Origin of the sequence: Achromobacter sp. (genome assembly GCF_050285585.1) — a bacterium.
GTDB lineage: Bacteria > Pseudomonadota > Gammaproteobacteria > Burkholderiales > Burkholderiaceae_B > Achromobacter.
Genome location: NZ_JBLZXF010000025.1, coordinates 46134 through 71960, shown reverse-complemented (window position 1 = coordinate 71960; position 25827 = coordinate 46134). Strand labels below are relative to the sequence as shown.

Sequence of the window (25827 nt, the reverse complement as noted above, 5' to 3'; positions counted from 1 at the left end):
TTTCAACCGCGCGCATCTTGGCCGAACGTCGCGCACAGGAACTCGGCAAGCACCGAGGCGCCAAGCTGCACGTCTTCCATCTGCACGGTTTCGTCCTTGTTGTGGCTGCCGTGCTGGTTTCTGATGAACAGCATGGCCGACGGGATGCCCAGGTCCGCGAAGGCGGATGCGTCATGGCCCGCGCCGCTGGCCATTGCCTTGCAGGGCACGCCTAGACGTTCCGCCGCGGCCTGCAGCCCGGCCTGCATGCCCGGGTCCATGGGCGAGATATTGGGTCCCGAATCGGGCCCCCATTCGAAGGTAACCCCATGACGCGCGGAAATAGCTTGGGCGATCTTGTCGATTTCCTGGCCGATCCGGACACGAACGTCCGTATCGATACAGCGGGTATCGAGGCAGAACCGCGCCTCTCCAGGCACGCGGCTGTAGGTGTGCATGTCGGGATCGGTGCCGATGATGCCGAACGTGAACAAGGTATAGATGCCCTGCTCGTGAAAGCGGTCCCACAACCGATTCACCTCGTGGATGAATTCGCCCAGCGCGGCGACGGCATCCTGCCGATATCCTTTCGGGGCGCCACCGGCGTGGGCGTAGGTGCCGTAGATGCGCCCTTCGCGCCAACGCGGCCCGCCGGCGATCGCCTGGACGATCCCCAGGGGAATTCCTTCGTTTTCCAGGACGGGCCCCTGTTCGATGTGCGCCTCGAGATAACAGGCGACCGTATCGGCCGAAAGATACAGCTCGCCCCGCAGGACGGCTGCGGGATCGAAACCCAGCTCCTGCATGTGGTCGGCCAGGCTGCGCCCCGTATCGCTGCGCCTGAGGCTGTTGAATGTGTGGGCCGGCAAGTCGCCCAGCGCCATGCGGCTGCCGATGTACGGCGCGGGAAAATAGCAGCTTTCCTCGGCCCGCACGCCCATGACGAGCACGTCGCGGTCCAGGGGGCGGCCGCTGGCCGCAATGCCGGCGATAGCGGCCAGCCCGATGGCGACGCCCAGCGCCCCGTCGTAGTTGCCGCCATGCGGCACGGAATCCAGGTGCGACCCGATGACGACGCACTTTGCCGCGCTGTCGCGGCCTTTCAGGCGGACATAGGTATTGCCGGCAAAATCCTGCTCCACCGGAAACCCATGCTTGCCGCCGATGGCCCGGAGGGCGTCGTGGGCTTCCTGCTCGCCCTGCCCGTAGGCGATGCGGATGACGCCGCCGTCGCCGCTCGCGCTTACGCGCAGCAATTCATCCAGAAACTCACGTGCCACATCGATGCGGGGAACTGCGATAGCCATGGATTCCTCCTGGTAGTCACAAGAAAGGGGGCAAACGCCACGGATCAGCGTTTTTCCGGCGTGGAATTCCGATAGATCAGTTGCCCCGGCAGCAGGCGGCGCTCGTTCTTGCCGCTATCCTGCAGCAACAGCTCTATGGCCGCGGTGATCATGTCTTCGACGGGCTGGCGTATCGTGGTCATCTGGTAGGCGGCGTTCGAGGCGACGGGATGATCGTCAAAGCCGAATACCCGCACGTCTTCCGGAACGCGCTTGCCCAGGGCGAAGCGCAGCGCATCGATGGCGCCCGAGGCGATTTCATCGTCGGCGCAGAACAGCGCATCGATGTCGGGGTGGCGCGCCAGCAGCATCTGCGTGGCCTCGTAGCCCCAGGCATAGGTGAATTCCTTTTCCAGCACGGGCACCGAAGTCATGCCCAGTTCGGCCAGGCGCTCCAGGAATCCGGTGCGCCGGTCCCGGTTGGTGGATACCGACGGCATGCCGCCCAGGTATCCCAGCACCTTGCTGCCCGATTCCAGCAGCACGTCGGCGGCCAGCCGGCCGCCGCCGATGTTGTCGGTGGACACGGAATGCCCGTTGCCCGTCTGCGCATACCGGTTGAACATGACCACGGGCACGCCTTGCTTGACGCATAGATCGGCGCCCAGGGTCGTCAACGACGCGGTGGTGATGATGACGCCGCGCACACGGTACTGCAGCACCAAAGGCATCAGGTCGTCGACCGTTTGCGGAGGCGTGGCGTTGAACAGCAGCGTCTGCAATCCCCGCCGGTGCAGTTCCCGCGTGATCAGCTCCAACACGACGGGATACCAGGGATTGGTAATGTTGGCCATCACGATGGCGATGATGTTGAACTTGCCGCTGCTCAAGCCGCGCGCCAGCGGATTGGGCTGGTAGTCGACCAGGTCGACGACCTTCAGGATCTTCTCGCGGACCTCCTGCGAAATGGCGCCCTTGCCCGAGATGAACCGGGACACGGCGGCCTGGGACACGCCCGCGAACCTGGCCACGTCCTTCTGTGTTGGAGCTTTCTTTTTCACGCGTTCTGGTTTTCCAATCAAAGGGGCACACCGTCGGCGCCGCGCTTCGCCAACGAGATCGACAGGAAATGACGCAAGCAGTTTTCGACGATGCGCGAGACATTGTTGTTGCAACCGTTGTGCAACAAGCTTCCCAGGAAGGTGATCGAGCCCGCCGCGAACAGTCCGCCGCCCTGCTCGGCCACACCGACTGCCATATGGGCGCGCACGCCTTCGTACTTACGAGGAATCGACGCGGCGATGGTCCACGTCAGGATTTCTTCGGGCGCTATTCTAAAGCTAGGCCCATGGCCGTCCGAAATGCCCACGATCTTCAGGTACGGGGGCGAGCCCAGCTCCGGCACGACCTGGTCCAGTTCGAACCCGGCCGCGCCGCCGCCGGACAGGCCGAAATCGCCGTAGGTCTCGCCCTCCACGCCCTGGAACAGCCACGCAACGTCTGGATCGTAGGACTCCGGGGTACGCCGGTAGCCCACGCCTTCGAACCCGCCCTGCACGGCAAACCCCACCCCGCCCGTGCACTGCGGAGCAATCCCGTTGCGGCGCCACATACCGCCGTAGCCGCCGTCCAACTGGTGGTAGTACTCGCCCGGCTCGCTGGCCCAAGCGCGGATACCGCCTTCGGCGCGGCGGATCTCCAGCAAATGGGGCGCCGCCGCGGGGCGGGCGATCTTCCAATAGAAACCGTTGGCGCCCAGGTACATCAGGTATCCGCCGCCCTCGCGGTAGGCCACCAGGGCTTCGATCATGCGGCGCGTATGGTATTCGGGGTGCGATCCGGTCAGCACCACGTCGTAGGGGCGCAGGGCATCGAGGCCCTTGTCGTCCAGGTCCTCGTCGGTGATCACGTCGTAGTCGAACCCTTTTTCGCGCAGCCAGTGCGTCAGGTGCGAGTCCGCCGGGAAGTGCCTCAGGCCCGAGCCCCTGGGATCCGGAAACGTCAGATAGCCGGGACGCATCGTCAGTATCGGGCGCAAACGCGACGACAGGCTGATGCCGGCCATGTCTTTGTGGCGGTTATAGGTAGACGCGCCGAACTGCGTCACCACGTCCGGGTTGTGCGGATAGGCGCCCCATTGCTCGATGCGCTCGGCCAGCGCGCCCGCATGGTTGCCGCGAGCGTGATTCGCATAGGCCTGGTAGGTCAGGGTCGGCGCCAGGAACAGCACGCGCGCGCGCGGCCCATCGGGGTCGGGCGTCACGTAGAACGGAATCGTATCGCTGCCGTCGGGGTGCGCGACCTCCAATCCGTACACGCCGGACTTCGCGCCCGGGGGAATGCGCAGGCTGACGCTTTCCGGCCAGCCGCAATCGGTCAAGGCGTCGGCGTGAAAGTACATGGCCGCATACTCGTCCGGCGCTTCCTTCCAGTTCAGGTTCAAGCCAGACCAGCGCGACGACCGGACGGCCCGCACCGGCGTGTTGACCAGCGTCAGCGCCGGCATGCCAGGCTCCACGCCTGGCACGGACGATTCCTGCATCGCATCGGCCAGGTTCCATTGGGCCAGCCGTTGCAGGGACGACGCCTGCCCGCCGGCATACAGCGCGGGGGCTTCGATCAAGCCGTTGTATGCCTGGCTGGGGTGGCCGGCCCACAATGCGCCCAGGCAAAGATGCGTAAATGGCCGCCAATCGACGCGGACGGCACCCGTATCCAGCTGCGCCTCCTGCTCCGGCAATGCCGGCCCCGCGCCCGGCGTGCCCACGGGCACGGGGCCCACGCGCACGGCCAGGCGCCGCTCGGCCGGCGCGAGGATCAAGGACACCGATTGCCAGCGATCCTGCGCGGCGCGCAGGCCGGTGCGCAGCGCGACAGGCGCCGCCCCATGCCCCTGAAGGGCCAGGACGACCCATTCGCCCTCATCCACGGCCAACGCCACCCCGTGCGCCGCCGAGGCATCCTGCAGGCTGGCCAGCACCTGCTGTCCGCCTTGAACCAGCGTTGGCTTGGCCAGCACGCGCAGCGCGATGTGCTTCGCATCGCCCTGGGCGGCGGGGTCGAGCGCGGCCAGCGCGCAGGCCCCCGGGTACACCGGCAGTTCGCGTCCCGCATAACTGGCTTGCAGCGCAAAGTCTACCGGTTCGAGCTGCATTCCCGGCCCCTCGGGGTTGGGGTCTGCGCAATGGATGCGCAGGACGCGCGCGGTGAACGGCTGGTCGCCCGCCGAGCTGATGCGAAACGACAAGGTCTGGCCGGGTCGGGCGCCAAGCGGCGTGACGTAGCCCAGGATGGGAGGATGCATGGTAGGTGCGCTCATCGGTTCGATGTAAGTAAGGGGGCCGCGCGCGGCGCTCAGTGCACGGCGAGATATTGTTCGAGGCGCGCCGGGTTCGACCGGCCCTCCTCGCTGGTAAAGGTGTCGGCCACGCTGCCGTTTTCCAGCACGACCACGCGGTCCGCGATCTCGAGCGCCATGCTCAGGTTCTGCTCGACCAGCAACAGCGTCAGGTCTTCGCCCTTCAGTTGCTTCAGCACGCTGGCCACGGCTTTGACCATGATGGGCGCCAGGCCCTGCGAGGGCTCGTCCAGCAACAGCACCCGCGGCCCCATGGCCAGGCCGCGCGCCATGACCATCATCTGCTGCTGCCCGCCGGACAGCTCGCCGCCCTTCTTCTTGAGCAGCTCCGCCAGCAGCGGAAACAGGTCCATCAGCCGGTCCAGCGTGTAGGGAGATCCCGGCCGATACCCCAGCATGATGTTCTCTTTTACCGTCAGCAGGACGAAGGGATCCCGGGTTTCCGGAACCAGGGTGATGCCCATCCTGGATATGGCCTGCGGCGACAGGCGCGAAATATCCTGGCCGTCGAAGGCGATCGTGCCGCTGGCGACCGGGTTCAGGCCCATGATGGACCGCAGCGTCGTGGACTTGCCCGCGCCGTTGCGGCCCAGCAAGGCCACCACCTCGCGGTTGCCGATGTCGAAGGACACGCCGTGTATGGCCTGGCTGGGGCCGTAGAACGTATTGATCGAGTCGATCTTTAGCAGCATTTTCAGAGTCCGAAGTAGGCGGCGTGCACGGCCTGGTTCTTGGAAATTTCTTCCGCCGTGCCGGCGGCGATCAGCGCGCCCCGGCTCATGACGTGAATGCGGTCGGAAATTTCCATCACGACGTTCATCTTGTGTTCGATCATCACAATCGTGTAGTCGGGCTTGATCGATGCGATGAACGCCTTCACCCGTTCGGTTTCGCGCTGCGACAGGCCCGCGGTCGGTTCGTCCAGCAGCAGAATCTGGGGCCGGGTCGCCAGCGTCACGGCGATTTCAAGCAGGCGCTGATCGCCGTAGGACACCGACTTCGCCAGCGTGTTTTCGTATTGCCCCAGCCCCAGCGTTTGCAGCAATTCGCTGGCCTGGACGCGCAGGCTGTCGTAGCTGCGCACATTGCGCCACCAGCCGGTGCGCCCGCCATGGGCGGCGCGATAGGCGGCCAGCCATACGTTTTCCAGGAAGGTCAGGTCCAGGTAGACGCTGGATATCTGGTACGAACGCCCTACCCCGCGCCGCGCGATCTGGTGGGGTTTCAGATTGGTGACGGACGAGCCCTTGAGCAGGATCTCCCCGCTGGTGACCGGCAGGTCGCGGGTCAGCAGATTGAACAAGGTGGTCTTGCCGGCGCCGTTGGGGCCCAGAATGCTGTGCAGCATGCCGGGTTCGAAACCGATGGACAGGTCTTCGATGACCACGTTGGCGCCAAACTTCTTGGTGACGCGGCGAGCCTCGAAGGCATAGGCCGGCGCGCTGATCGCTGCGCTCATGACACGCTCCTTTCCCGCGCGCGGGGGCCGAACAGGCGGCGCACGCGGTCGAACAGTTCAATGGCGCCTCCCTTCAGGAACAGCACCACCAGGATGATGAAGACGCCGAACAGCAGCGGCCAGCGCGCCCATATGACGCTGAAGAATCCCTGCAGCCAGATGAAAATCGCCGCGCCGATGACCGGTCCGAATATCGACGACATGCCGCCGATGATCACCATGAATACCGCCGTGCCGGAGTTGGTCCAGGCGATCGCGTCGATAGGCATGATCCGGTACAGCATCGCAAACAGTGCGCCGGCCACCCCCGATATCGCCCCCGCGATCACAAAAGCCAGCAACTGGGCGCGGTAGACGGAAAAGCCCAGCGATGCGGTGCGTCGGGCATTCTGCCTGGCGGCGTTCAGCACCAGCCCGAGCGGGCTGTGTATCAGCTGATACAGGCCCGCGAATGCGGCGACGAACACCACCGCCGCCAGGACGTAGAAATTCACGTGGTTGGAAATGTCGATCGTGCCGAGGCCCGGAATCGAGATGTCCGGCCTGCGTATGCCCCCCAGGCCGTCTTCGCCGCCCGTCACGCTGTGCCAGCTGTATGCCAGGTAATAGATCATCTGGTTGAAGGCGAAGGTCAGCATCATGAAATAGATGCCTGTCCGCTTGGTGCTCATCATCCCGACCGCCAGCGCGACCAGCCCGCTGCCGAGCGCCGCCAGCACCAGGCCCGCTATCAGGGGAAGTTCCGTGTTGATGTACACGTACCCCGCTACATAGCCGCCCACGCCGAAGAACGCGGCCTGGCCGAACGAATAGAGGCCGGCCACGCTGATCAGCAGATAGGTCGCCAGGGCGAAGACGCCGAAGATCATGATCTCGGTGGCGATATTGATGGGCATGCACAGCGGCGCCGCGATGGCGACGGCCACGGCGATGGCCGACATCAGATAGGTGGAAGGTTTGCGTTGCATCAGCGTTCCCCGAACAGTCCCTGGGGACGAATCATCAAGGTGGCCACCATGGCCACGTAGATCAGCACCGTGCTGGCCGACGGCACGAAGACGGACGACACGCTCTGGATGACGCCAACCAGAATTCCGGCCGCCAGCGCGCCGTACAAAGACCCCAGGCCGCCGATCACCAGCACCACGAAAGCGATCGACAGCATGTCGGCCCCCATGGTCGCGTTGGCCCCCAGCAGCGGCAACACCAGCCCGCCCGACAGGCCGGCCAGACCCGAGCCCAGGGCGAACCCGGCGGTAACCAGCCTGGACACGTCTATGCCCAGGCACTGCGCCATTTCGCGCTTGTCGATCCCGGCCCGTATCTGCGACCCCAGGCGGGTGCGCTCGATCAGCAGCCAGACTATCGCGATGGTCAGCGCGGCCATGGCGCCGTTGAACACCAGGTACTTGGGTAGCCAGGTGAACCCCAGGTCGAAAGCGCCTTGCAGGAATTCCGGCGGCGGGGCGCTCAGCCCCACCGTGCCCCAAATGATGATGATCAGCTGTTCCAGGACGAGGGCCGTGCCGAACAGGAACAGCAGCTGGTACAGATACGGACCGCTCATCAGGCGGGCCACGCCCAGCTTTTCGACGACGATGCCCACCACCGCGGGCGCCACGAACGCGATCAGCAGCGCCACTCCGAAAGGCATGCCGACCTGCATGGCGGCAAAGCAGACATAGGCGCCCAGGGCATAGAACGCGCCATGCGCGAAGTTGGGCACGTTGAGCAGCCCTTTGATGATGGATAGCCCGAACGCGGTCAACGCGTAGACCATTCCTATCGCCAACCCGTTCAGGAGTTGCGCGGCTAACAAAGAAATCATGGTTGGCCTTGTTGTGGATTTAGCCCAGGCGCCGCGCGCCTGGTGTCGTACACAATCGAACTCACACCGTGCGCTTGCACTGGTTCAGTTCGGGCGGCTGCGGGCTTTCCCCTTGCGACACGATGGCGGCCATATCGAATTTGTTCTTCATGGCCTCGGGCGCCTTGCATTTCACGACGTAGTACGGCCGCACGGTCTGGTGCGTGCGGACGTCGATATGCGTGGGGCCGAAGATGCTGTCGTACTGCATGCCTTCCAGCGTCTTGATCACCGTCTCCACCTCGATGCTGTTCGCCTTCTCCATGGCCATGAAGAGCGTGCGCATCGAATCGTAGCCATACGCCGCGGCGTAGGAAGGCACCGTCTTGTATGCCTTCAGGTAGCGCTCGACGAACGATTTGTTCACCGGCGTATCGATGTCCTGGTAATAGTTCAAGCCCAGGATCATGCCGTTGAGCATGGCGGGCGACAGTTCCTGCATCTGCTCGATTTCGAGGGTCCACGGCCCCACGAGCTGCACGGTCTTCACGCCGAAGCTGTGGAACTGGCGGACCGCCGATACGGCGTCCGCGCCGGCCGTCAGCAGGCAGATCAGGTCCGGGCGGGTGGACAGGGCCTTGGTGAAGTACTGCGTGAACTGGCGTTCGCCCGAGGGATGGTTGTCGTTGCCGACCAGCTCGAGGCCCAGTTCCTTGGCGGCCACCTGCGCATAGCGCAGCAGCGATTGGCCGAACGCGTAGTCCGCCGTGATGGTGTAGATCTTCTTCTTGTCCGGCATGGTCTTGCTGACGTAGTCCAGCGTTGCCCGCAACGCCGTGTACGCGTTGGCCGACCATTGGAAGGTATACGGGCTGCATCGCGACCCCGTGATGTCTTCGGTTCCGCCGGCGGCATACTGCAGCACCTTTTCCTGGCGCGCGACTTCCAGCTCGGCCAATCCGACCGCGCTCGAAAAGTTGCCCGCGAAGTAGCGCAGCTTGTCCGACGCGATCGCTTCCGTCAGGCGGCGCACGCCCACGGCGGGCTTGCCCTCGTCATCGCGCACCACCAGGTTGATCTTATTGCCGAGAATGCTCCCGCCGCGCTCTTCGACGGCAAGCCGCGCGCCCTTCAGCACCAGGTCGCCCGCATACGCGAACGTACCGGTCTGCTGCGAAATGATCCCCATCGTCAATGTGTCGCCCGTGCCCTGGGCCCAGGAAATCCCCGACAGCGACGACCCCAATGCGGCGACGCCCGCTTTCAGTACGGTGCGGCGATCGATACCTTTGCCTGAAATCATTATGTTCCCCTTGAAATGCCGGGCGATCCGCCCGGCGTGCAATGTGCTTGGCCAGGATGGTGGGTATTGCTGCTTCAGTTGCGGATCCGCCCGCGAGGGTTGCTGCGCGCCTCGCGGGCGGCGGTCATGCGGTGAAACCCATTTCAGAGGCGAAACTGATCATTCCTGCTTCCAGGCGGGTAAGCAGGTCGTCCATTTCCGCTTCGGTGATCACCAAGGGCGGCGCCAGCAAGGTGGCGTTGTTCAACGGCGCGATGCCGGCGGTGTAGACGATCAGGCCGGCCCGGAAGCAATGCGCGGTGAACAATGCATTGGCATTCAGGGCCGCGTCCGGCGGGGTGCGGGATTGCGGATCGGCCACGAACTCGAAGCCCCATAGCAGGCCGCGGCCGCGGATGTCCGCCATCCACGGATAGCGCTGCGCCAGGCGGCGCAGGCCGGCTTCGAGCTGCTTGCCGCGGGCGGCGACGTTTTCCAGCACGTTCTGGTCGCGCATGTAGTTCACCACCGCCAGGCAGGTTGCGGCGCTGAGCGGGTTTGCGCTGAAGGTGTGGCCGAACGGCACGGTTTTTCCGGTGGCGGCGAATGCGCCAATGATGCGTTCATGGAACAGCACCGCGCCCATGGGGCTATAACCCGACGTCATGCCCTTGCCGGTAGCGATCATGTCCGGCGAAACGCCGTCGTGCTCGCAGGCAAACCATTTTCCGGTGCGGCCCATGCCCGTAATCACCTCATCGGCGATCAGCAGTATGTCGTGGCGGTCGCAGATATCGCGCAAGGCGCGCAGGTATCCGATGGGCGGCGTCAGCGCGCCGCCGGCCGCGCCCACCACCGGTTCGACGATGATGGCGGCGACCTTGTCCGCGCCGTATTCGCGGATGATGCGGTCCCACACCATCGCGCCGTGGCCGTCGGCATCGGCGCCCGATAGCGGAAAGCGATAGGGATACGGCGGCGGGGCCACGGCAAACGTGTGCAGCAGGTTGCCATAATCTGCCCGGCGGGCGTTATGGCCGGACATGGAGAGCGCGCCCATCGTCATGCCGTGATAGCTGATGGCCCGGCCCAGCACGTGGGTTTTGCCGGGCTGGCCGCGGTCACGCCAGTATTGCTGGGCGGTGCGCAGCGCCAATTCGGTGGCCTCGGATCCGCTGTTGACGAAAAACGCGTGAGTGACGCCGGGCGGCGCCAGGCCCGTCAACGCGGCCGCCAGGGATTCCGCCGCCTCGCTGGTGAAATGCGAGCGATAGGTGAAACACACGCGTTCGGCCTGCGCGCGCATCGCATCCAGCACCGGCCGCACGCCGTGGCCAATCGATACGGTCATGGCGCCGCCGGAGCCGTCCAGATAATCGCGGCCGTCGGCGTCATAGATGTAGACACCCGCGGCCCGGTCGACCACCGGAAGCTTCGCACCCAAAGGCTGTTTCAACAGCACATCTATTTCAGATGGATTGAATACGTATTCAGTTGTGGGCATATTTTTTTGCTCTCGCCACACTGAAAACAAAAAGCCTAGGCGAGAAAATGGTGATTAATGGGAGTTTGCGATGTACAGCGATGATTTTTGGAAAGTGAATACGAATTCTATCGAAGTCGACATGCCGTTCTATCGGGGTTTTCCCGCTGATCGCGCGAGCTTCATTGCCTGGCGAAATCCCCGGGGTTTTCCCTTATTTGCATACGCATGCAAAGCTTTGAATGTGTAGCCCCCGATCCATCATTCATTGCCTGAGCAGGGCCACATCATCATGATCAGATACCTGAAACGCGGCCGCACGGCCGAGGTCAAGACCGACGACGACGCCAAGGTGCGCGCCACGGTCGAAGGCATCATCCGCCACATCGAGGCAGGCGGAGACGACGCCGTTCGCGAATACAGCCGCAAATTCGATAACTGGGATCCCAGCGATTTCCGTTTGTCGCGCGATGAGATCGCGGCGGCGCGCAAGCAGCTATCCGACCGGGAAATCGAAGACATCGCCTTCGCGCAAAAACAGGTCCGCAATTTCGCGCAGATCCAGCGCGATTCAATGCGGGACGTGGAAGTCGAGACCTATCCCGGCGTGGTGCTGGGCCACAAGCACATCCCGGTGAATGCGGTAGGCTGCTATATCCCGGGCGGCAAATATCCCCTGCTGGCCTCGGCTCACATGAGCGTGCTCACTGCAAAGGTCGCCGGCGTAAAGCGCGTCGTGTCCACGGCCCCCCCGTATCAGGGCAAGCCGCATCCGGCCATCGTCACCGCCATGGACATGGCGGGCGCCGATGAAATCCTGGTGCTGGGCGGCGTGCAGGCGGTGGTGGCCATGGCGGTCGGCACCCCCAGCGTCGCGCCGGTCGACATGCTGGTGGGGCCGGGCAATATGTTCGTGGCCGAGGCCAAGCGCCAGCTGTACGGCCGAGTGGGGATCGATCTGTTCGCGGGACCCACCGAAACGCTGGTCATCGCCGACGACAGCGTCGACGGGGAATTGTGCGCCGTGGACCTGCTGGGCCAGGCGGAGCATGGCCCGACCTCGCCTGCCGTATTGCTGACCAACAGCGAAAAGCTGGCCAAGGACACGCTGGCCGAAGTCGAACGCCAACTGGCGGTATTGCCCACGGCGGCCATCGCCAGGCAAAGCTGGGCGGACTGCGGCGAAGTCATCGTTTGCGACACCCTGGAAGAAATGCTGCGGGTGGCCGACGAACTCGCGTTCGAACACGTGCAGGTCATGACGCGCGAACCGGATTATTTCCTGAACAACATGACCAACTACGGCGCGCTGTTCCTTGGGCCGCGCACCAACGTCAGTTTCGGCGACAAGGTCATCGGCACCAATCACACGCTGCCCACCAACCGCAACGCCCGCTATACCGGCGGCCTGTGGGTGGGCAAGTTCCTGAAGACCTGCACCTATCAGCGCGTGCTGACCGACGAAGCCAGCGCGGCCATCGGCGAGTACTGCTCGCGCCTGTGCCACATGGAGAATTTCGCGGGGCACGGCGAACAGGCCAATATCCGCGTGCGCCGCTACGGCGGCCGCCCCGACCTGCCCTGGTACGAACCGGTAAAGGAACAGGCATGATCGAACTGCCTGCTGGCCCCAGTTTCCGGCTGGACGGCCAACGCGCGCTCGTGACGGGCGGCAGCGGCGGCATCGGGCTGGCCATCGCCGCCGCGCTGGGCCGCGCCGGCGCCCACGTCACGGTGGCCGCGCGCCGTCAGGCCGAGTTGCGGGACGTATGCGCGGCCCTCCGCGCGGAAGGGGTGTCCTGCGATTTCGTCGTGCTGGACGTGACCCGGTCAGCCGACGTGGACGCCGCCATCGCGCGCGCCGCGCCGTACGACATCCTGGTCAACAACGCGGGCATGAACCGGCCCGCGCCGCTGGTCGAGCAGACGGACGAGGACATCGAGGCGATATTCGACCTGAACGTCAAGGCCGCGCTTTACGTCAGCCGTGCGGTGGCCCGCCGGCTGCTGGCGGCGCGGCGGCCGGGCTCCATCATCAATATCTCGTCGCAGATGGGCTGCGTGGGCAGCCCGCGCCGCGTGCTGTATTGCGCCAGCAAGCATGCCGTGGAAGGCATGACCAAGGCCCTGGCCTGGGAGCTGGGCGCCCAGGGCATACGGGTGAACTCCATCTGCCCGACCTTTATCGAAACCCCCATGACGTCGGCCATGTTCGAAGCGCCTGGATTCAGGCAATGGGTGTGCGACCGGATCGCGCTGGGCCGCGTGGGCCGGCTCGATGAAATCATGGGAGCCGCCGTGTTCCTGGCCAGCGGCGCGTCCAGCCTGATGACCGGCAGCGCCCTGATGCTCGACGGAGGCTGGACCGCAGCATGAAGACCGCCCCCCGCGCACAGGATGTGGCCGACCTGGCACAGGTTTCCCAGTCGGCCGTCAGCCGCACCTTCACGCCAGGCGCCAGCGTATCCGAGGAAATGCGGCGCAAGGTGCTGGCGGCCGCCCAGCGCCTGGGCTACCGGCCCAACGCGCTGGCGCGCAGCCTGATCACGCGCCAGAGCCGTATCGTCGCGCTGGTCATGAGCTACCTGGAAAACCAGTTCTATCCGCTGGTGATCGAAAAACTGTCGCAGAAGCTGCAGAAACAGGGCTACCACGTGTTGATGTTCATTGCGAACATCGACGAAGGCGCCGACGGCGTGCTGGCCGACATCCTGCAATACCAGGTTGACGGGATTGTCCTGGCTTCGGCCATGCTGTCGCCCACCCTGGCGAAAAGCTGCCTGGACGTGGGCGTGCCGGTCGTGCAGTTCAACCGCATATCGGACCTGGCCGGCCTGGCGCGCTACGCCACCGGTTCGGTCACCTCCGACAATGCGGCCGGCGGCCGGCTGGCGGCCGAGTTGCTGGTGGCGCGCGGCTACCGGCGCATCGCGTTCCTGGCCGGGCTGGAAGACTCCTCCACCAGCATGGAGCGCGAACGGGGTTTCAACCAGGCGCTGGCCGGGCTGGGCGCGCGGGTGGCCTGCCGCGACACGGGCAACTACAGTTTCGCGGGCGCGCAGGACGCCGTGCGGCGCCTGTTCAACCGCGCCGACCCGCCGGATGCCGTCTTCGTGGCCAACGACCACATGGCGATTGCCGCGATGGACGTGCTGCGCCTGGAACTGGGCTTGCGCATCCCCGAGGATGTGGGCGTGATCGGCTTCGACGACGTGCCGCAGGCGGCCTGGGGAGCCTACCAGCTGACCACCATCCGCCAGCACGTGGAGCCCATGGTGGACGCCGCGGTGACGCTGCTGCGCGAACGCATGCATGGCCAGGCCCCGGCGCGCGACATCGTGGTGCCGTGCGTGCTGGTCGAGCGCAAGACGGTCAGGCCGACTCCTTAGCGCCCTCCGGGCCGGACCGCCGCGTCGTGCCCATGCCGTTCGCGGGGCGCGGCCCCGTCCTCCCCGGGGGGTGTTTCGCCGTGCTACTCTTGGCCGCCCGGCCGCCCTTCATCGCGCGTGCGAGGCAGCACCCGGGCCCGCCCCCTCTCATTCCGGGCCCGGACCAGGAAGCAAATCATGGGAATCAACAAGGGCCACGAGTTCTCCCGGCGCGACATCTACGTGCGCTACGACTTCGAGGATGTCTCGTACCGGTGGGATCATCGGAAAGCGGAAATCCACGTCCGCTTCGATGGCAAAGCCGAATCGCCGGAGCCGGTGCCGCACGACAACCGGCTGTTCAACGACGCCTTGCGCTTCGGGCATGAGATCAGCCGTGAAGAATATGAACGCGGATGGCCCAGGCCATAGCGCGGCGGTCGAGCCTGTATGCTGCTGCCCGCCGGCCCGCCCGCGCAACGTCAGGGAGATGAAATGCCAACCGTTGAGCAAGCCCATTTCAGCTATTCATACGGGCTGGTGCAGAACCGCAACATGTTTCGCGGCGTCGCGCAGATCGACGAGTTGTCCGAGCGGGGCACGCCCAATGCCAGCCTGATCAAGTCGGATGTCGCGTCCGGGCAAGAACGGCTTCCTGATGAGGGGCTCGGCGGAAGGCTGGGAAGTCCTCGATACGGGATTGAGCGGCCCGATATGGGATGTCCATCACTTCAACGGCGCAACCTATCTGGCCACCAGCGAATGCCTCTACCGGCTGGATGCCCGCGGGACGCCGCAGCCCGTGGAAATGAATCTTGGAAGGCGCATGACCTTCGGCCAGCTGCATTCGGCGGATGGCGTCCTGCTGTCGACGGGGCGCAAGCACCAATGCTGGACTGCCGACGGAGTCGTCTGGCATTGCATCGCCTGACACGAATAACAGCGGCAATCGCCGTCCCTGCCCACCTGGAACCCGGATACGCGCAATGAGCCTCAAACCCCAGACACTGATGGTGTCCATCCAGTGCATTGCGGCCCGGACCCGGCAGCTCGCCGAGCATCTGAACGGCGGAGATCCCGGGAACGCGGCGGAAATCGAGCAACTCCTCGTCGCCTACGATCTGGCGGCCGAGGACTTGAAAGCCGAGTATGAACTGGCGTTGGAGCAATCGACGGGACTGCCGCCCTACGCGGAAGTGGTGAAAGCGCCGGACTGACTAACGGCATCACACGCGGCGCATGGCCTGTGGACGGCTCGCGTTGACCATGCAGGATAGGGAGCGTTGGTTACGCGTCGGCGAACGGGAATACCCGCGCTTTCGAGGCATGCGCCGGGGAGTCGATGTAAATTCCCTGCTCCGGCACCCTCAACCGAGAGCGACACATGGCGACAGGAACACGGCATCGCGGGCGTTTGATCGATCACATAGGCCTCGTCGTCCGCGACCTTGCCGCCAGCAAGGCGTTCTACGGCGCCGTCTTCGAGGCCCTGGAGATTCCCGTGGGCGGCTCGGACGAACACAACTTCTGGGCGGACGAACTGTTCATCGGCTCCTCCGACAGCAACGACGTGGAAGGCCAGTTGACCGGACGCCACCACCTGGCGTTCCAGGCCCGCGACCGGGCGATGGTGGACGCCTTCCACCGGGCCGCGATGGCGCATGGCGGCCGGGACAACGGCGCGCCCGGCGAACGTTCCTGCCACCCTGGCGACTACGCCGCATTCGTGCTGGATCCGGACGGCAACAACATCGGAGCCGTGTTCCACGGCGAATCCGTCCGGAGCGCGGATTCGGTGCGGATTTCGCGTTGAGCCGCGGCGCGGGCGGCGCGCGGGATCAGGCCGCGTCCTGGTCCAGTCTGCGCACCGCGGCGCTCAAGGTCGAGAAGTCGAAATCCTTGCGGCCGCGCGGCAGGCAGCGCATCAGCACCGTCGTCACCACCGGCACCAGCGCGGCCAGCAGGAAGGACTCCAGCAGATAGGCCGGCTTGTCGCCCGGCGCCGGAAAGTAGAACAGGCCGGCGGCCAGGCCGCTGATGGTCGCGACGGTCGCCGTCAGCCCGTCGTGCCGGCGGCTGAACAGGCCGTAGAACACGGGGAAAGCCGCCGCGGAACACAGCAAATCGGCCAGCAGGAACAGGTACAGCACGCTGTATCCCTGCGAGGCCACGATCATGACCGGGACGGCCATCAGCAACACCAGCCAGCGCGCCAGGCGCTTCATGGTCATGGGCCCGGCGTTGGGCATCAGGCGCCGCAGGTCCACCGCGATGATGCTGGAGACGGCGCTGATCGCCGTGTCCGCGGTGCTCATCACGAGCGACAGGCCCAGCGGAATCAGGGCGATCACGAACCAGGCGGGCGCGTGCGGCATGATGACGCTGAAAAGCGCGATGGAACTGTCGCCATGCGGCGCCAGCCCCACGAAGGCCAGGCCGAACAGGCCCATCAGGAAAATGAACGGCGCCACCAGCACGCCGCCCAGCAGGAAGCCGTTGCGCATGGAGCGCGCGTCGCGCGCGGCATAGATGCGCTGCCAGTTGCCCTGGTGGAAGATGCCGGTCAGCAGGATGGCCACGAAGAACGTCAGCCCCGCCTTCACGCCCACCGGATCGGTCAGGTCCAGCAGCTGGGGCGCCTTGGCCTGCAACGCCTCGATGGTCGGCAGCGCGCCGCCGGCCGCCTGCCAGCCGACCACGCACAGCACCACCAGCAAGGGCACGATCACCATCATCTGCACCTGGTCCGTGAAGATCGACGAACGCAGGCCGCCATAGGTGGTGTAGAGCAAGGTGGTGCCCATCACGATGGCGGCCGTCGCCCACAGCGGCACGGGCGCCAGCATGGTGACCAGCTTGGCGATCGCGGTGACTTCGGCCGACAGCGCGATGAAGAGGTAGAACAGCATGATGAACAGCGCCAGGCCGTACATGGGGCGGCCGTAGCGGGCCATCAGGAACTCGGTCAGGGTGTGCCCGTGCGGGATCAGTTCGCGCATGCGGCGTCCCAGCGGAATCATGACGAGCCGGGGCGACATCGACCCCAGCGCGTAGCCGATCACCGCAGCCAGGCCGCCCCAGGTGGCCGCCTGGGCGGGCGAAAACAGGATCCACGCCCCCAGCGTGGACGCCATCAGGGTCAGGATCGTGCCGACCGGCCCCTGGCTGTTGCGGGCCACGATATAGTCTTCCAGCGTGCCCCGCTTGCGCCGGGTGTACAGGACGCTCGCCACGGCGAAGCCGCCCGAGAACAGCAGCAGCCACATCAGGGCGACGGGTTGGGTCAGCATGGAAATCGGTCCTCCCGCGGCCGGCCTGCGGCCGGATGCGCAACGCGGCGGCCCCGCCCGACCAAGGGGGGCCGCAAAATGGATGTAAGTTCAGGGAGGGCGCGCGAGTCTTGCGATGTCCTTCCCTTCGCCGGCATTACCCGGATCAGGTTCAAAGGGTTACCGCGGCGGCGCGGAATCTCAGCCCGTAAAGGGCTCCCCCAGGAATTGCCGCAAGATTAGGAGAGCGGCGCGGCAATGTCAACGCCTTTGCGCAGGGCGGCAGCCGGCGCCGGCCCGGGCCATTTGTGCTAAGTTCGCCCGCTTGCGGCCCCCTACGCGCGTCCGCCGGCCGCGCGGCCGGGCCCGCCCCTGTCCATCGCCCCCTCGCCTGCGGCCTTACCGGGAACCGACCGCCATGTTGCATCTCAATCTGTTCATCTTCGCTTGCGGCCACCACCGCGCCGCCTGGCGCCATCCGGACTCTCCCATCGAGCGCCTGGGCGACATCGCCTACTACGAGGAACTCGCCCGCAGCGCGGAACGGGGCAAGCTCGACGCCATCTTCTTCGCCGACGGCCAATCGGTAGACAACATCGGCGACGGGCCGCGCTGGTATCTGGAACCGCTGACGACGATGGCCGCGCTGGCGCGCGCCACCAGCCGCATCGGCCTGATCAGCACCGTATCCAGCACTTTCTTCACGCCCTTCCACGCGGCCCGCATGGTCGCCTCGCTGGATCACATTTCCGGCGGGCGCATGGGCTGGAACGTCGTGACGTCCATGTTCGACGCGGAAGCGCGCAACCACGGCTATGCATCCATGCCCGGGCACGACTGGCGCTATGCGCGGGCGGAAGAGTTCGTGGACGTTGCGTTGCGGCTGTTCGACTCCTGGGGCGAGGACGCCCTGGCGATCGACCGCGGCGGCTTCTATGGCGTGCCCGACCGCGTGCGCAAGATCGACCACCATGGCGAGCACTTCCTGGTCGACGGGCCGCTGACGGTACCGCGCCCGCCCCAGGGCCATCCGGTGCTGTTCCAGGCCGGCGCGTCGGACCAGGGCCGCGACCTGGCCGCGCGGCGCGCCGAGGCCATCTACGCGGTCGCGTACGACCTCCCCGCCGCGCAGGCCTATTACCGCGACATCAAGCAGCGGGTGCTGGCCGCCGGCCGCAAGGCCTTCGTGCCGATCATGCCGGGCCTGGTGACGTACGTGGGTTCCACCGAAGCCGAGGCGCGGGCCAAGCAGCGCGAGCTGGACGAGCTGCTGCCCGCCGACGCGTCGCTGCGCCAGCTGGGCATGTTCGTGCTGCAGGACTGCTCGGCGTGGGAGCTGGACGCGCCCGTGCCGCCCCTGCCTCCCCTGTCGGAATTCCAGGGGCCGAAGGGCCGCTACGCCACCATCCTGCGCATCATCGAGACCGAACGGCCCACGGTCCGCCAATTGCTGGGACGGCTGGCTGCCGGCGGTGGCCACTGCACGATGGTGGGCACGCCGGAGCAGATCGCCGACCGAATGGAGCACTGGTACCGCAACGAAGGCGCCGACGGCTTCAACCTGATGCCGCCCTCGCTGCCCGGCGGCATCGAGGACTTCGTCGAGCACGTGATTCCCGTGCTACAGCGCCGGGGACTGTTCCGCAAGGAATACGAACACGCGACCCTGCGCGGCCACCTGGGCCTGGAAGTGCCCCGGCGCTGAAGGCGGGGCGTCTCCAAAGGGCGCGGGGCGCGGTTAGCCCCCGCCGTATTGGTGCACGATTTCCAGCACGCCGTTGATGACGAACTGGACCGCCATGCACACCAGCAGAAAGCCCATGATGCGAGAGATGGCCTCCACCCCGCCCTGGCCGATCACCGCGACGATGCGCCCGGCCGAGCGCAGGCAGACCCAGAACAGCAGGCCCAGCAGGGAAAACACGATGACGGGCGTCACGGCCACCACCCACGGCACGTAGTCGTGCGTCACGGTCGAATCGACCGACGCCGCCCCGCTGATGATCATGGCGATGGTGCCCGGACCCGCGGTCCCTGGCAGGGCCAGCGGCACGAAGGCGATATTGGGCACCTGCCGGTTGGCCTGCGCGTCGGCGACGTCGGCCTCCGAGGCGCTTGCGTCGCCCGAGGGGAACACCATGCTGAACCCGATGCTGGCCACGATCAGGCCGCCCGCGATGCGCAGCCCCGGGATCGAGATACCGAAGGTGTGCATGATCCAGGCGCCGGCGTAATAGGTCACGACCATGATGCCGACCACGTAGAACGCCGCCTGCGTCACCTGGCGTTCGCGTTCCTTGTAGGGAATGTGCTGGCCCAGGGACAGCAGCAGCGTCATGGAAGTCAGCGGGTTGGCCAGCGGCAGCATCAGGGCAAGCCCCAAACTCACCAGCTTGCCCAATTGAACCAGGTCATCGGTCATGTAGGCCGCCTTATGCAGAATGCGCAGCGCCATGGCCTGCGGCCGCGCAACAAATGTCCGATAGTGTAATGCGCGTCCGTTGGACCGCCCCGGCCTACCGCGAACCGGGAGGCACGCGTCCCGCCCGCGCCAGCATCGCCATCGGCGCCAGCATGAGCGCCGCTGCGAGCCACAGGTTGGCCCGCAGCCCCAGGGCGTCCACGCTGGGCACCCCGAGCAGGGAACCGGCGGCGATCCCCAGGTTGAACACCGCCACGAAAAGCGAGGTGGCCGCTTCGACCGCGTCGGGCGCGGCCTTCATCATCCACGTCTGCAGCGATACCGAAACCGCGCCGTAGGCCAGCCCCCAGGCAAGCAGCAAGGCCCCGGCTGCCGGGCGGAACTGGCCCGACACGCTGAAACACAACAGGGTCAGCAGGAGCCCGGCCGCGATGGCCCGCAGCGTCGCGGCCGGGCTCCTGGCGGCGGCCGCTCCGCCCAGGAAGTTGCCGGCCACGCCCGCCGCGCCGTAGGCGAAAAGCAGCGGCCCGATCCAGCCCTGTCCGAATCCCGCGAGGGACTGCAGCAGCGGCCGGACGTAGGTATAGGCCATGAAATGGCCCGCGACCAGGCACAGCGTGATCAGCAGGCCCTGCCGCAGGGCGGGATTGCCCAGCTGAGACAGCATCTGCCCCGCGCGCAGCGTGCGCGCGGCGGGCAGTGGCGGCAGGCTCAGGGCGTTCAGGAGCAGCACGCCGAAACACAAGGCCGCCATGGCGCCGAACGCCGCGCGCCACCCCGCCAGCCCGCCGATGAACGCCCCCAGCGGCACGCCCAGCACCGACGCCACCGCCACTCCGCCGAAAATGATGGAAGTGGCCAGCCCGACCGCGCCGGGCGCGACCAGCCTGGCCGCCAGGCCGCCCGCGATCGCCCACACGCCGCCGATGCAGAACCCCACCAGCATCCGCGCGGCCAGGAACCACGGCATGCTCGGCGCCAGGGCGCTGGCGGCATTGGCGCCCGCCAGCAGCGCCAGCAGGCCGCAAAGAATGGCGCGCCGGTCCGCGCCCTTCGCGCCCAGGACGACCAACGGCGCCAACAGCGCCGCCAGGATCGCCGGCACGAACAGCATGAAGCCGCCCATGCCCACCGACACCTCCAGCGCGGCGGTGATCGGCACGAACAGCCCCACCGGCAGCATTTCGGTCGTGACGACGCAGAACGTGGCCATGCCCACGGCCGTGACGGCCAGCCACGGGCGCCGCGCCTCCAGGCGCGGCTTCGAGTCGGAAAGTTGGGGGCCGGGAATGGCGCTGTTCTGCCGGGAGATGCCGCGGGTCATGACGAGGGATTCCGTGAAAGGCCCGTTACGGGCCGACCCTTATGCACTCTACTGTTTCCAATCGGCTGATAAAGTAGGAATTTCGAGAAACATACGGGACGAATCGTGCCTAATCCATCCTTGCCCGAGGCCCGCCTGGATCACATTGGGGACCTGCTTGCCTTTGTGCGGGTGGCGGACGCGCAGAGCTTTACCGCGGCCGCCGAAAAGCTGGGCCTGTCCCGTTCCGCCATCGGCAAATGCATCGCCCGCCTGGAACACGGCCTGGGCGCGAGGCTGCTCCACCGCAGCACCCGCAGCGTCAGCCTCAGCGACGAAGGCCGTGTCTTCCATGAGCACGCGCGACGCATCCTGGCCGAGGTGGAGGCCGCGGCCGACGCGATGGACAGCCGCAAGCAGGCGCCACGGGGACGGCTGCGCATCGACATGCCCGTGTCCCTGGGCCGGCTGCACATCATGCCGCTGCTGCGCGGCTATCTGCGCGAGTGGCCCGACGTGGAGGCGGACGTCAGTTTTTCGGACGACTACACCGACCTGGTGCGCGATGGCGTGGACGTCGCCATCCGGATCGGCGGCGACACGGACAGCCGGCTGGTGCGGCGCGTGCTCGCGCCGCACCGGTTGATCACCTGCGCCTCGCCCGGCTATCTCGAGCGGCATGGCGTTCCCGCCGCGCCGGACGACCTGGCCCGCCACCAGACCATGGCCTTCACCCATGCCGGAGCGCTGGTGCCCTGGCGCTATTCGATCAATGGGCAGGAACGCCTGGCGCAGGTGGGCGGACGCCTGCGGATGGGCAACACCGAAGCCTTGCGCGACGCCGCGCTGGCGGGCGAAGGCATCGTGCAGTTGGGGGCCTTCCTGGTGGGCGCGGACCTGCGCGCCGGACGGCTGCAGGCAGTGCTCGAATCCGTCGCGCCCGCCGGCGCCCCGGTCTGCGCCGTGTATCCGCACCGCCGCCACCTTGCGCCCAAGGTGCGCGTCCTGCTCGACCGCGTGGCGCAGGCCTGGGGCGCGGGCCCGCCCTGGGATGCCGGCGCGGCGCCGCGGCCGCGCTGATTTGCATCGTCCTTTATGATATTGAATATTGTGCATCGTTATGCAATACCGGATACCCAAGGACGCTGCCTAGCATATCCCCGCTGCCGCCCGCGGCGTCCCGCCTTTTCCCCCGGAGTCTTTCTTGAGCGATATTTACCAATTCAGCCGCGGCACCGCGCCGCTGCTGGTTTCCATCCCCCACCTGGGCAGCCTGATCCCCGATACGCAGCGCGCGCAGATGACGCCCCTGGGCCTGCAATCCGGCGACACCGATTGGCACCTGGACACGCTGTACCGCTTCGCCGAAGCCATGGGCGCCTCGATCCTCGGCGCGCGCTATTCGCGCTACGTCGTGGACCTGAACCGTCCGCCCAACGATGAAAGCCTGTACCCCGGCCAGACCAAGACCGGCCTGTGCCCGACCCAGACATTCCGCGGCGAGGCCCTCTACCTGAACGACGCCGTCCTGACCGACGCCGAGCGGGCCCACCGGCTGCAGGCCTATTGGCAGCCCTACCACGCCAAGCTGCGCGAGGAACTGGACCGCATCAAGGCCGAGCACGGCACGGTGCTGTTGTGGGAAGCCCATTCCATCGCCAGCGTGCTGCCGCGCCTGTTCGAAGGCAAGCTGCCCGACCTGAACATCGGCACCTCCGACGGCGCCGCCTGCGCGCCCGATATCCTCGCGCAAGTCGAAGACGGCCTGCGCGGCTGTTCCGGCTATACCTGGGCCGTCAACGGCCGCTTCAAGGGCGGCTACATTACGCGCCACTATGGCGCGCCGGCCGACAACGTGCATGCCATCCAGCTGGAAATGTGCCAATCCACCTACATGGACGAAACGCACCCCTACGGCTATCGCGCGGATCTGGCGGAGAAGGTGATCCCCGTCGTGGAAGGCCTGGTGCAAGCCGCCCTGCGGCAGACCCGCGCGCGCCAGCGCTGACATTTCCGCCCCTTGCCCCGCGGCCCCAGGCAATGAACCGGTTCACGTTCAACACCACGGAAAACTATCCGGAGTGGAACCTGCTGCTGACCTGGGTGGCGGTGGTGGAATCCGCGTCCGTATCCGGCGCGGCCCGCCTGCTGGATCTGTCGCAGGCCGCGGTATCGCAACGCGTCAAGCAACTGGAAACCGCGATGTCCACCGTGCTGCTGGACCGCAGCACCCGGCCCGCGCGGCCCACGCCCGCCGGCGAGCTGCTGTTCGACCATGCCGCCCGCCTGCTGGCGCAGGCCGGCGATATGACGGAAAGCGTGCGCAACCTCAGCCGGGCCAAGCGCAATATCGTCCGTTTCGGGTGCGTGGATTCGTTCGCGGGCACGCTGGGCCCCACGCTGATCCACGGCCTGTCCGGCGCATCGCGCCAGATCCGGCTGTGGTCGGGCATCACGCCGGTGCTGGACAAGCAGCTCGAAGACCGCCAGCTGGATCTGGTCGTGACCACCAGCGCCTCGGCCGGAAAACCCCAGATCCGCAAATACAGCCTGTTCAGCGAGCCCTACCTGCTGATCGTGCCGCGCACGATGGACATGGAGAAGATCGAATCCCTGAAGGAACTGGGCAGGCGGACGCAATTCATCCGCTACAGCGCCCGCTCCTTCATCGGCGCCGAGATCGATCGCCTGATCGAGGCGCACGGCGTCATGATCGAACGCACCTTCGAGTTCGACAATACCGATCCGCTGCTCAGCCTGGTCACCGCGGGGCTGGGCTTTGCGATCAGCACGCCGCTATGCATCTGGCAGTCGCGCCATTTCGTGGACCAGCTGCGGGTGCTGCCGCTGGCGCCTTACCTGGGCCCCGCGCGCGGCGACGGCGCAAACCTGTCGCGCACGCTCTACCTGGCCGCGCGCCAGCAGGAGGTCGGCAAGCTGCCGACCGAGGCCCGGGACGTGATCCTGATGGCGATGGAACGCCTGATCCATAAGGACATCGCCCCGGCGCTGGGGCTGCCGCCCGCCACGCTGTGGCGCAGCGCGCGGCGCTGACCCTCCCCCGCTTCAAGGCTTCAAGCCAGGGCCGCCGTCAGGGCCGGCACGGCATCGAACAAGTCTCCGACCAGCCCGTAATCCGCCACGCCGAAGATAGGCGCGTCTGCGTCCTTGTTGATGGCGACGATGGTCTTGGAGTCCTTCATGCCCGCCAGATGCTGGATGGCTCCCGAGATCCCGACGGCCACGTACAGCGCCGGCGCAACGATCTTGCCGGTCTGGCCCACCTGCCAATCGTTGGGCGCATAGCCGGCGTCGACCGCCGCCCGCGAAGCGCCCAGGGCCGCGCCCAGCCTTTCCGCCAGAAGATCCAGCAGCTTGAAGTTCTCTGCGCTGCCCAGCCCGCGCCCGCCCGAAACCACCGCGCGCGCGCTGCCCAGGTCGGGCCGCTCGGACACGGCGATCTCACGGCTGACGAAACGCGCCCGGCTGTCGCAAGGCGCTGCTTCGACCTTCTCGATCCCGGCATTGCCGCCTTCGGCCGGCGCGGGATCGAAGGCCGTGGGGCGGATCGTCGCCACCACCACCGGATAGCCGCTGCGCACGGTTTCGATCGCGTTGCCGGCGTAGATGGGGCGCTTGAACGTGTCGGGGGCAAGCACCTGGATCACATCGGAAATCTGCGCGACGTCCAGCAACGCGGCGACACGCGGGGCGACGCTCTTGCCCTGCGCCGAGGCCGCCATGAACAGATGGGAATAGCTGCCTGCCATCGCCACGGCCTGGGCCGCCAGGCTTTCCGCAATCCCGTCGGCCAGATGCCCGGCTTGGGCCAGCAGCACCTTGGCCACCCCGCCGACGCGGGCGGCCGCCTCGGCCACCGGTCGCGCGTCCGCGCCCGCCACCAGCACGTGCACCGGCATGTCCAGCGCGCCGGCGGCCGCAATCGCGCTTAGCGTGGCGCCGCTCAGCGCGCGCCCGTCGTGTTCGGCAATAACGAGTACCGTCATCAGATCACCTTCGCTTCGTTCTTGAGTTTATCGAGCAGCGCGGCCACGTCGGCCACCTTGATGCCAGGCGCGCGCGGCGCCGGCGCCTCTACGCGCAGTGTCTCCAGGCGGGACACGGGGTCCACGCCCAGGCTTTCCGGCGTCTCGGCATCCAGCGGCTTCTTCTTGGCCTTCATGATGTTGGGCAGCGTCACGTAGCGCGGTTCGTTCAGCCGCAGGTCGGCCGTGATCACGGCCGGCAGCGTCAGGTCCAGCACCTCCAGCCCGCCATCCACCTCGCGCGTGACGCGGGCCGTGCCGCCCTCGATCCGGATGCCGCTCGCGTTCGTGGCCTGGGGCCAGCCCAGCAGCGCCGCAAGCATCTGGCCGGTCTGGCAGGCATCGTCGTCGATCGCCTGCTTGCCCAGGATCACCAGGGCGGGCCGCTCCTTGCGCACGACGGCGCACAGCAGCTTGGCCACGGCCAGCGGCCGCAGCGCGGCGTCGGTCTGGACCAGCAGGCCCCGGTCCGCGCCGATCGCCAGCGCGGTGCGCAGCGTTTCCTGCGATTGCGCCGTGCCGCAGGAAACGGCGACGACCTCGCTTGCCGCGCCCTGCTCTTTCAGACGCACGGCGGCTTCGACTGCGATTTCATCGAACGGGTTCATCGACATCTTCACGTTGCCGATGTCGACGCCGCTCTGATCGGCCTTGACGCGCACGTTGACGTTGTGGTCAACCACGCGCTTGACCGCGGCAATTACCTTCATGAAAACCTCCAGGAGAAAAGAGTCACATGCGCCCGCGGGGCCGCCGGAGCCGGCG

25 protein-coding genes and 1 riboswitch are annotated in these 25827 nt (G+C 66.6%); of the genes, 11 read left to right on the top strand and 14 right to left on the bottom strand.

Annotation, left to right across the window (positions count from 1 at the left end; all coding sequences use genetic code 11):
• Positions 1–2: 2 nt before the first annotated feature.
• The 9 genes from ACN6PJ_RS24240 to ACN6PJ_RS24200 form a co-directional block, all read right to left on the bottom strand.
• Positions 3–1286, bottom strand: a complete 1284-nt coding sequence (locus ACN6PJ_RS24240; protein WP_427998345.1) for a hydantoinase/carbamoylase family amidase — start codon at positions 1284–1286, stop codon at positions 3–5.
• A gap of 44 nt (positions 1287–1330) precedes the next feature.
• Positions 1331–2326 carry a LacI family DNA-binding transcriptional regulator gene (locus ACN6PJ_RS24235; RefSeq protein ID WP_427998344.1) on the bottom strand — a complete coding sequence of 332 codons (996 nt, stop codon included), beginning with the start codon at positions 2324–2326 and terminating at the stop codon, positions 1331–1333.
• A gap of 17 nt (positions 2327–2343) precedes the next feature.
• Positions 2344–4569 (bottom strand): N,N-dimethylformamidase beta subunit family domain-containing protein, encoded by a 2226-nt coding sequence (locus ACN6PJ_RS24230; RefSeq protein ID WP_427998343.1) that lies wholly within the window; start codon positions 4567–4569, stop codon positions 2344–2346.
• Between the two features lie 50 nt (positions 4570–4619).
• On the bottom strand, positions 4620–5315 hold the full coding sequence (locus ACN6PJ_RS24225) for an ABC transporter ATP-binding protein (RefSeq protein ID WP_427998342.1): 696 nt from the start codon (positions 5313–5315) through the stop codon (positions 4620–4622).
• Positions 5316–5317: 2 nt separating this feature from the next.
• Positions 5318–6082 (bottom strand): ABC transporter ATP-binding protein, encoded by a 765-nt coding sequence (locus ACN6PJ_RS24220; RefSeq protein WP_427998341.1) that lies wholly within the window; start codon positions 6080–6082, stop codon positions 5318–5320.
• Entirely contained in the window at positions 6079–7050 is a 972-nt protein-coding gene (locus ACN6PJ_RS24215; RefSeq protein ID WP_427998340.1) for a branched-chain amino acid ABC transporter permease, read from the bottom strand. Before ACN6PJ_RS24215 ends, ACN6PJ_RS24220 begins: the two co-directional genes overlap by 4 nt.
• A complete protein-coding gene (locus ACN6PJ_RS24210; RefSeq protein ID WP_427998339.1) occupies positions 7050–7910 on the bottom strand; it encodes a branched-chain amino acid ABC transporter permease in 861 nt (286 codons plus the stop codon). The genes ACN6PJ_RS24215 and ACN6PJ_RS24210 overlap by 1 nt, the downstream gene beginning before the upstream one ends.
• 61 nt (positions 7911–7971) lie before the next feature.
• The gene (locus ACN6PJ_RS24205) at positions 7972–9192 is read right to left on the bottom strand and encodes an ABC transporter substrate-binding protein (RefSeq protein ID WP_427998338.1); all 1221 of its coding nucleotides are present in this window, start codon (positions 9190–9192) and stop codon (positions 7972–7974) included.
• Positions 9193–9316: 124 nt separating this feature from the next.
• Positions 9317–10615, bottom strand: a complete 1299-nt coding sequence (locus tag ACN6PJ_RS24200) for an aspartate aminotransferase family protein (RefSeq protein ID WP_427998337.1) — start codon at positions 10613–10615, stop codon at positions 9317–9319.
• A gap of 331 nt (positions 10616–10946) precedes the next feature.
• On the opposite strand from ACN6PJ_RS24200, the gene hisD reads away from it, so the two are divergent.
• The 7 genes from hisD to ACN6PJ_RS24165 all read left to right on the top strand — a co-directional run bounded on the left by hisD (position 10947) and on the right by ACN6PJ_RS24165 (position 15835).
• Positions 10947–12266, top strand: coding sequence for a histidinol dehydrogenase (gene hisD, locus ACN6PJ_RS24195; protein ID WP_427998336.1), 1320 nt, complete (start codon positions 10947–10949; stop codon positions 12264–12266).
• Entirely contained in the window at positions 12263–13030 is a 768-nt protein-coding gene (locus ACN6PJ_RS24190) for an SDR family NAD(P)-dependent oxidoreductase (RefSeq protein ID WP_427998335.1), read from the top strand. The genes hisD and ACN6PJ_RS24190 overlap by 4 nt, the downstream gene beginning before the upstream one ends.
• Positions 13027–14043 (top strand): LacI family DNA-binding transcriptional regulator, encoded by a 1017-nt coding sequence (locus ACN6PJ_RS24185; protein ID WP_427998334.1) that lies wholly within the window; start codon positions 13027–13029, stop codon positions 14041–14043. Before ACN6PJ_RS24190 ends, ACN6PJ_RS24185 begins: the two co-directional genes overlap by 4 nt.
• 177 nt (positions 14044–14220) lie before the next feature.
• Positions 14221–14454 carry a hypothetical protein gene (locus ACN6PJ_RS24180; RefSeq protein ID WP_427998333.1) on the top strand — a complete coding sequence of 78 codons (234 nt, stop codon included), beginning with the start codon at positions 14221–14223 and terminating at the stop codon, positions 14452–14454.
• A gap of 196 nt (positions 14455–14650) precedes the next feature.
• Positions 14651–14953, top strand: coding sequence for a hypothetical protein (locus ACN6PJ_RS24175; protein WP_427998332.1), 303 nt, complete (start codon positions 14651–14653; stop codon positions 14951–14953).
• A gap of 55 nt (positions 14954–15008) precedes the next feature.
• Positions 15009–15239 carry a hypothetical protein gene (locus ACN6PJ_RS24170; protein ID WP_427998331.1) on the top strand — a complete coding sequence of 77 codons (231 nt, stop codon included), beginning with the start codon at positions 15009–15011 and terminating at the stop codon, positions 15237–15239.
• Between the two features lie 167 nt (positions 15240–15406).
• Positions 15407–15835, top strand: a complete 429-nt coding sequence (locus ACN6PJ_RS24165; protein ID WP_427998330.1) for a VOC family protein — start codon at positions 15407–15409, stop codon at positions 15833–15835.
• Positions 15836–15860: 25 nt separating this feature from the next.
• Here ACN6PJ_RS24165 and ACN6PJ_RS24160 read toward each other — a convergent pair whose 3' ends face one another.
• Entirely contained in the window at positions 15861–17312 is a 1452-nt protein-coding gene (locus ACN6PJ_RS24160; RefSeq protein WP_427998329.1) for a sodium:solute symporter family protein, read from the bottom strand.
• 105 nt (positions 17313–17417) lie between these two features.
• Positions 17418–17524, bottom strand: a riboswitch (TPP riboswitch).
• Between the two features lie 185 nt (positions 17525–17709).
• On the opposite strand from ACN6PJ_RS24160, the gene ACN6PJ_RS24155 reads away from it, so the two are divergent.
• Positions 17710–18996, top strand: coding sequence for an LLM class flavin-dependent oxidoreductase (locus ACN6PJ_RS24155; RefSeq protein ID WP_427998328.1), 1287 nt, complete (start codon positions 17710–17712; stop codon positions 18994–18996).
• A gap of 33 nt (positions 18997–19029) precedes the next feature.
• Here ACN6PJ_RS24155 and ACN6PJ_RS24150 read toward each other — a convergent pair whose 3' ends face one another.
• Both ACN6PJ_RS24150 and ACN6PJ_RS24145 read right to left on the bottom strand, forming a co-directional pair.
• Positions 19030–19713, bottom strand: a complete 684-nt coding sequence (locus ACN6PJ_RS24150; RefSeq protein ID WP_427998327.1) for a MarC family NAAT transporter — start codon at positions 19711–19713, stop codon at positions 19030–19032.
• Between the two features lie 94 nt (positions 19714–19807).
• Positions 19808–21037 (bottom strand): MFS transporter, encoded by a 1230-nt coding sequence (locus ACN6PJ_RS24145; RefSeq protein ID WP_427998326.1) that lies wholly within the window; start codon positions 21035–21037, stop codon positions 19808–19810.
• A 105-nt stretch (positions 21038–21142) separates the two neighbouring features.
• Between ACN6PJ_RS24145 and ACN6PJ_RS24140 the strand changes: the two genes are divergently transcribed.
• The 3 genes from ACN6PJ_RS24140 (at position 21143) to ACN6PJ_RS24130 (ending at position 24070) form a co-directional block, all read left to right on the top strand.
• Positions 21143–22096, top strand: a complete 954-nt coding sequence (locus ACN6PJ_RS24140) for a LysR family transcriptional regulator (RefSeq protein WP_427998325.1) — start codon at positions 21143–21145, stop codon at positions 22094–22096.
• Positions 22097–22220: 124 nt separating this feature from the next.
• Positions 22221–23024 carry an N-formylglutamate deformylase gene (gene hutG, locus ACN6PJ_RS24135; protein ID WP_427998324.1) on the top strand — a complete coding sequence of 268 codons (804 nt, stop codon included), beginning with the start codon at positions 22221–22223 and terminating at the stop codon, positions 23022–23024.
• 32 nt (positions 23025–23056) lie between these two features.
• Entirely contained in the window at positions 23057–24070 is a 1014-nt protein-coding gene (locus ACN6PJ_RS24130; protein ID WP_427998323.1) for a LysR family transcriptional regulator, read from the top strand.
• Between the two features lie 20 nt (positions 24071–24090).
• Here the strand turns inward: ACN6PJ_RS24130 and ACN6PJ_RS24125 are convergent, their stop codons facing one another.
• Together ACN6PJ_RS24125 and ACN6PJ_RS24120 are read right to left on the bottom strand one after the other, a co-directional pair.
• Positions 24091–25023 (bottom strand): electron transfer flavoprotein subunit alpha/FixB family protein, encoded by a 933-nt coding sequence (locus ACN6PJ_RS24125; protein WP_427998322.1) that lies wholly within the window; start codon positions 25021–25023, stop codon positions 24091–24093.
• Entirely contained in the window at positions 25023–25772 is a 750-nt protein-coding gene (locus ACN6PJ_RS24120; RefSeq protein ID WP_427998321.1) for an electron transfer flavoprotein subunit beta/FixA family protein, read from the bottom strand. The genes ACN6PJ_RS24125 and ACN6PJ_RS24120 overlap by 1 nt, the downstream gene beginning before the upstream one ends.
• Positions 25773–25827: the final 55 nt, after the last annotated feature.